Origin of the sequence: Herbaspirillum sp. B65, assembly GCF_000333555.1 — a bacterium.
In the GTDB taxonomy this organism is placed as follows: Bacteria; Pseudomonadota; Gammaproteobacteria; order Burkholderiales; family Burkholderiaceae_D; genus Herbaspirillum; species Herbaspirillum rubrisubalbicans.
In genome coordinates, this window is sequence record NZ_BADI01000620.1 from 1 (window position 1) to 6,414 (window position 6,414).

General features: G+C 65.2%; 6 protein-coding genes. 5 read left to right on the forward strand and 1 reads right to left on the reverse strand.

Translation table 11 applies throughout. The features are described 5' to 3' along the window. The 5 genes from I5W_RS14635 to I5W_RS14655 form a co-directional block, all read left to right on the forward strand. Window positions 1–683, forward strand: a 683-nt coding sequence (locus tag I5W_RS14635) for a TonB-dependent receptor domain-containing protein (protein WP_044529771.1), incomplete at its 5' end; no start/stop codon positions are given. A gap of 148 nt (window positions 684–831) precedes the next feature. Further along, window positions 832–1,959 carry a VirK/YbjX family protein gene (locus I5W_RS14640; protein ID WP_044529772.1) on the forward strand — a complete coding sequence of 376 codons (1,128 nt, stop codon included), beginning with the start codon at window positions 832–834 and terminating at the stop codon, window positions 1,957–1,959. Between the two features lie 44 nt (window positions 1,960–2,003). Next, window positions 2,004–4,046 carry a flagellar filament capping protein FliD gene (fliD, locus tag I5W_RS14645; protein WP_044529773.1) on the forward strand — a complete coding sequence of 681 codons (2,043 nt, stop codon included), beginning with the start codon at window positions 2,004–2,006 and terminating at the stop codon, window positions 4,044–4,046. 58 nt (window positions 4,047–4,104) lie between these two features. Continuing rightward, complete coding sequence (gene flgE / locus I5W_RS14650) at window positions 4,105–5,367, forward strand: flagellar hook protein FlgE (RefSeq protein WP_044529774.1); 1,263 nt, start codon at window positions 4,105–4,107, stop codon at window positions 5,365–5,367. A gap of 8 nt (window positions 5,368–5,375) precedes the next feature. Next, on the forward strand, window positions 5,376–6,119 hold the full coding sequence (locus I5W_RS14655) for a hypothetical protein (RefSeq protein ID WP_044529776.1): 744 nt from the start codon (window positions 5,376–5,378) through the stop codon (window positions 6,117–6,119). Window positions 6,120–6,155: 36 nt separating this feature from the next. Here I5W_RS14655 and I5W_RS14660 read toward each other — a convergent pair. Beyond that, window positions 6,156–6,414, reverse strand: a 259-nt coding sequence (locus tag I5W_RS14660) for an FAD-dependent oxidoreductase (protein WP_148289115.1), incomplete at its 5' end; no start/stop codon positions are given.

Below are 6,414 nucleotides of genomic sequence, written 5' to 3' on the forward strand. Positions count from 1 at the left end.
CACCCTTCCGCAGCTTCACACCCGGCCAGTTGCTGCTGGACTCCAGCCTCAACGGCGGCAAACCCGGCATCAACAGCGCCCCGGCCACTACCGGCAAATCGGCCGAGCTGGGCATCAAGCTGGAGCTGCTGGAGCGGCGCGCCATCCTGACCGCCGCCGTGTATCGCGCCAGCCATACCAATGTGCTGCAATTTGCCTTCCCCGATGCCAACTCGCCCTTCAACCGCTACACCCTGCTGCCCTCGGCGGTGAGCCGCGGCGTGGAACTGAGCCTGTCGGGACGCCTGGCGCGCGGCTGGAACATCATCGCCAGCTACAGCTACAACCTCTACAGCCCCGCCGCCAACACCGAGGACGACCGCCGCCTGGCGCAGTTCCCCCACCATCGCGCCAGCCTCTGGAGTACCTACGACCTGCAATCGGAAGCCTGGCGCGGCTGGGGCTTCGGGCTGGGGCTGACCGCCCGCAGCGGCTACATGGCCTTCAGCGATGCCGATTCCCAGGTGCGCATCGGCGGTCAGACCCGGGTCGATGCCAGCCTCTACTACCGCTGCGCTGCCGGCCGCACCACCCTGGGCATCCGCAACCTGTTCGACCGTCGCCTCTTCAGCGACTTCGCCACCACCACCATCGGGGTGGAACCGGCGCGCACGGTCACGCTGACCCACGTGGTGGAGTTCTAGGGCCAACAAGCTTCACCCAGCCCCGCTGTGGGGGCATGAAAAAACACTGAAAAAAAATTTGTAACAGACCGTCATTTCAGCCGGCTCGTTGCACAAGCAAGACAGAGAGCTCCCTTTCTCTGTGTTCATCGTGCAAGGAGTTGTGCCCATGACTTTCGTTACCATCCCCCATTCCCACGGGCCCTATGGCTTGATGCTGGATGTCCAGGAGCCGCTGCTGGCCAGCCTGAGCCTGGTGTTGCTGGCCCTGGCCTGCTACCTGTTCTGGCCCGGGGTGGCGCTGTGCTACCACCTGGTACGGGCAGGCGCGAGCTCATTGACCCGGCCCGCTGGCCTGACGCCCTCCCTGCCGGCCTCGCCGTGCGCAGCGCCAGAACCACGCACGGTACGCAAGCTGACCCTGCTGGATGCCCCTGACCATCCACGCCGGCTGCTCTCGCGTCTGGCGCGGCAGATCAAGCTGCACGCGCGCAGCCTGCTGCATCCGCACCAGACCCGGCGCTGGCTGGACTTCTGGAACATGACCTCGACCCATGCGGCGCTGGCCGTGGCCTCGCCGCGCCTGCTGCACAAGATCTACCGTCCTTACCAATCGCTGCGCCTGCGCCGCCCGGAGCGGCTGGAAATTCTCACCAGCCACTACGACTTCATCATCCGTCGCGGCTTGGCGCCGCTGGTGCTGCAAGCCGCGCACCAGCACATTCCCATCGGCCAGTTCCAGGGCAAGTCGGGCGATACCTATGAAGTGCGCCTGGCCGCCATGGATAACCTGGACCATGAAGGCGAACTGATCCTGCACCTCTACCGCGATGAGCAGCACCTGTTCTCGACGGCCTTCACCATCTGCCGCCAGCATCAGGGCTGGATCGTGCGCCTCGGTTGCATACAGGGGTCGCGCGCGGCCGACAGCCGCGAACAGATCCGCCGCGCCACGCGCGACATGTTCGGCCTGCGCCCCAAGTCCCTGATGATCCGGCTGGTGCGTGCCATTGGCGCCGGCTATGGCTGCCAGCGCGTACTGCTGGTGGGCAATGGCAATCGCGTGACCAACCGGCGCGGTAAGCGTGACCACGTCCATGCCGATTACGACGCCTTCTGGCAAGAGATCGGCGCGGCCCGGCGCAGCGATGGCGACTACGAGTTGCCCTGCGAGGAAGCCCTCACCGACATCAACGCACTGCCCTCGCGCAAACGCGCCGAAGCCCGGCAACGCCTGGCGCTCACGCAACTGGTCGCGCATCAGGTGCGACGCATGTTGGTACGCAACGGCAGTTAAGGACTCGCAGGCCAGTTCCAACGATCCCTCTCTACGGAGGCAGCATGGCAACATCTACCGGTTCCATCTCCACCTCGGCCGGTCCGCTGGACGTGGCCAATCTGGTCACCCAACTGGTCGCCGTGGAAAGCAAGTCACGCCTGGCGCCGCTGGCCAGCAAGGCCGATGGCTTCAATGCCTTGATCTCGGCCTTTGGCAACCTCAGCACGGCGCTGACCACCTACCAGAATGCGCTGGCCGGGCTGACCGCGGCCAAGTTCAGCGCGCAAAAGGCGGCCGTGGTCAACAGCGGCAAGAGCGCTGATGGCAAGACCGCCGCCGACGCCGTCAGCGCCGATATCAACGTCGACGATTCCACCCGCGCCCTGGCCCAGAAACTGCAGTCCAGCGGCTTTGCCAGCGGCCACCTGTTCCGTGCCGGCGATTCCCTGGCCATCAAGGTGGGTGACAAGCCACCGACCTTTATCACCCTCAAGGCCGACGCTACCGTCAGCGGCTTGCGCGAGGCCATCAATGCCGCCAATGCTGGCGTGAGCGCCAGCGTCATGCGCGACGATGCGGGCGAGCACCTGGTACTGGAATCCAATACCGGCGGCACCGCCCACACCCTGAAGGTGCGCTCCAACAACAGCCTGTCAGCCATCAGCTTCGATCCCCAGCAAAACCGCTCCGGCGCCATGACCCAGACCCAGGCCGCGCGCGACGCCAGCAGCGCGGCCGCCGGCAGCTATGCCATCAGCGTGGAGCAACTGGCACAAGCACACAAGCTCAGTTCGGCGGGCATCAGCCCAGGCACCACCTTCGACGTGGGCGTGCTGGCCATCAAGACCGGCACGGGATCGACCGCCCTCATCAAACCCAACAACCACAGCTTGAGTGGCGTGCGCGACGCCATCAACGCCGCCGATGCGGGGGTGAACGCCGCCATCGTCAGCGATGGCAAGCAGGAACACCTGGTGCTGACCGCCAAGCAAAGCGGCGCACAGAACGCGATTCGGGTATCGGGCACGGGCGACTTCGCGGTCTTTGCCTCGGACCCTTCCGGCCAGCTCAGCACCGCGTCGGTGGCAACCGACAAGCGCTTTGGCAAAGGCACGATCAGCCTGGCCGTGGGTGGGCGCAGCTTCGATCTTGCACCCACAGCCAGCGCCGCCGGTTCGGCACCAGGGCTGGCCGATGTGGCGCGCGCCATCAATGAGGCCAAGTCGGGCGTGACGGCCAGCGTACAGCGGGAAGGCCAAGGCGAGAAGGCCGTAGAACGCCTGGTGTTGAGCAACAGCGGCAGCGAGCCCGTGAGCCTGCGCGGCAAAGGCGACTACGCGCTGCTCTCGGCCAGTGCCATGGGTCAATTGCAACGGCCTCAGGATGCCCTCCTGAGCGTCGATGGCGTGGCCATCAGCGCCACCACCAACAAGATAAGCAATGCCATCTCGGGCGTGACCCTGAACCTGAACAAGACCACCACCGCCAATGACCGCTTCACCCTCACGGTGAGCAACGACACCAGCGGCGCCAGCAGCGCCGTCACCAGTTTCGTCAATGCCTTCAATGCCTTGTCCAAGACACTGGCCGAGCTCACCCGGCAAAGCCCGTCCAAGGTGCGCGGCCAGGCCGGTGAACATGGGCCGCTGGCAACGGAAACGATGGTGCAAAGCCTGATCGGCCAGATCCGCCATGCCGTGCTGGGCGCGGTGGCGGGTAATGAGCATGGTTCGCTGGCGGCCATCGGCGTGAGCTTCAAGAAGGATGGCACGCTGGCCCTGGATAACGCGCGCCTGACCAAGGCCGGCAATGGCAACTTCGATGCAGTAGCGCGCCTCTTTACGGCCAAGGAGGGCGTGGTCACCCGTAGCCAGGCGCTGCTGGAGAAGGTGCTGGGTGAGCAGGGTCTGCTGGCCGGCAAGACACGCAGCCTGCAAAACAGCCTCAAGACCGTCACCGACCAGCAGGCCGCCGCCCGCGAGCGGCTGGCCACGCTGCGCGATAGCTACACCAATCAGTTCAATCGCCTCAACGTCACGCTGGCCAAGATGCAGAGCACCCAAAACTACCTGGCCCAGCAACTGGCGCGCCTGCGCAAGTTGTGATCCGGTGCCCCAAAAAACCTCCCCCTCACCCCTCACCCCACAGAACGGAGCTACCAGCATGAGTTTTCAACAGGGTTTAAGCGGCCTGCAGGGCGCAGCCAAACACCTGGAAGTGGTCGGCAACAACGTCGCCAACGCCAGCACGGTGGGCTTCAAGCAAGGACAGGTGCAGTTCGCCGACGCCTATGCCAATTCCATGAACCGCTCCGGCAACTCGCCGGTGGGGATAGGCGTGACGGTGGCCAATGTCAGCCAGGCCTTCACCCAAGGCAACATCGCCAGCACCAACAATGCGCTGGACGTGGCCATCAATGGCGATGGCTTCTTCCGCCTGGCGGCCAATCTCAACGACCAGTCGCCGCGCTATGGCCGCAACGGTCAATTCCAGTTGAACAAGGATGGTTACCTGATCAACCCCAGCATGAATGGCGCCTACCTCACCGGTTACCCGGCCGGCGCCGTGGGTGGTGATCCGGTGCCGCTGAAGATCGACACGGCCACCCTGCCGGCCACGGCCACCTCGCGCGTGGCCAGCAAGATCAACCTCGATTCGCGCAAGGGCGTGCCCACCATCAAACCCTTCGATCCCACCAATCCCAACAGCTACAACAATTCCACCGGCGCCACCGTCTATGACAGCCTGGGCAATCCCTATTCGCTGCAGACCTACTACGTCAAGAGCGCCCCCGCAGGCAGTCCGCCCAGCACCACCTGGTCGGTCTACGGCAGCCTGGATGGCAAACTCATCAGCGCCGCGGCACCGGCCAGCGGACCGCAACTGCTGGGCACGCTGCGCTTCGACGCCAGCGGTGCGCTCACGGCCAACACCGGCATGTCGCTGGACTTGAGCACCCTGGCCAAGGGCGGGGCCAGCTTCCCCGGCCCGATCACCCTGAACTATGCCGGCTCGACCCAGACCGGATCGGCCTTCGCCAACCTGGCCCAGAGCCAGGATGGCTCGCCGCCCGGCACGCTCTCCAGCTTTGCCATCGGCAAGGACGGCAGCATCGTGGGCAGCTACAGCAACCAGCAGACCAAGGTACTGGGCCAGGTGGTGCTGGTGAACTTCGCCAATCCGAACGGCTTGCAACCCATCGGCAACAACCTCTACCAGGCCAGCGCCGCAGCCGGCAGTCCGCTGGTGGGTACGCCCACTACCGGTACCTTCGGCGCGCTGCATGGTCGGGCGGTCGAACAGTCCAACGTCGACCTGACGGCCGAACTGGTCAACATGATCGTCGCCCAGCGCGTCTACCAGGCCAATTCGCAAAGCATCAAGGTGCAGGATACAGTGCTGCAAACCTTGGTCAGCCTGCGCTGAGGATGTGCATGGAACAGCGTGTACATCCACCTTATCCGCTCATCGGCATCGGCCCGGTCCCCGTCCCTGGTGCCGCATTGACCATGCCGGTCGAGACCGACATGCGCGACCTGATCGACGACGCCCTGAACCAGGTCATGGAAGAGGCGGCGGGCGAGGCGCGCTTATCGCGGGGTACCCTGGGACGTTGCGCCGACTACGCCCTGGTCGGCGCCCGCGTGCTGCGCCTGTTGCTCAAGCGGCCCTACGTGGCCTTGTCGGGCGGCGAGATCATCGATTGTGGCAGCGGACTCTACGTCGCACTGCATCCGGCGCGCCATGCCCGACGACATGCGCGCAAGCTCTCCGAACTCAAGGATTACCATTGCTGGATCGAAGCCCGGCATCCCATGTCCGATGGCAGCCTGCGACGCGAGATCATCGATTTCACCATGCGCCACGATCCGCTGGTGGCCACCGTGTGCGGGCTCCCCTTTACCCGGGCCGAAGTGCGCAACTACCTGTGGGAATGGCACGAGGACATCGCCCCGCTACCGTTGGCAGCACGTGCCCAGCTCCCGCCCAATAGCCGCAGCGGCGACTGGATGTGGACCGACCACGACTGCCAGCGGCTCTTGAAGAGATACGAACAAGACCATGCCGGCCTGCACGACCGCTTGACCGGGCAGGTACTGCACAAGCTGGTGGACGCGATGGAGGCACGCGATGAGATCCGGTCGCTTTCCTTCATGTCGGCCAGGAAGTCGGCCTGAACAGGGGCGTCGCTGCGCCCCTGCCGGAAGAATCGTTCACATGAGGCGCTTGGGACTCAAAGCCGCCGCCTCCACGCCGAAACGCGCGATATGCGCCGGCACGGCTTCGCCCCGGATCAGCGCGGCATAGGCTTCGCCGGCGGCGGGCGAGGACTGGATGCCATAGCCCCCCTGCCCGGCCGCCCAGAAGAACCCGGGCAGATTGGCATCGTAACCTCCGACGAAACTGCCATCGGCCACGAAGGAGCGCAAGCCGGCCCATACATGTGCCGGGCGGCGATTCCAGGGTGGGGCG

Bases quoted from the DNA above. Each gene is read 5' to 3' on its own strand.
- flgE (WP_044529774.1), top strand. From the start codon at position 4,105: ATGAGTTTTCAACAGGGTTTAAGCGGCCTGCAGGGCGCAGCCAAACAC.
- I5W_RS14655 (WP_044529776.1), top strand. From the start codon at position 5,376: ATGGAACAGCGTGTACATCCACCTTATCCGCTCATCGGCATCGGCCCG.
- fliD (WP_044529773.1), top strand. From the start codon at position 2,004: ATGGCAACATCTACCGGTTCCATCTCCACCTCGGCCGGTCCGCTGGAC.
- I5W_RS14640 (WP_044529772.1), top strand. From the start codon at position 832: ATGACTTTCGTTACCATCCCCCATTCCCACGGGCCCTATGGCTTGATG.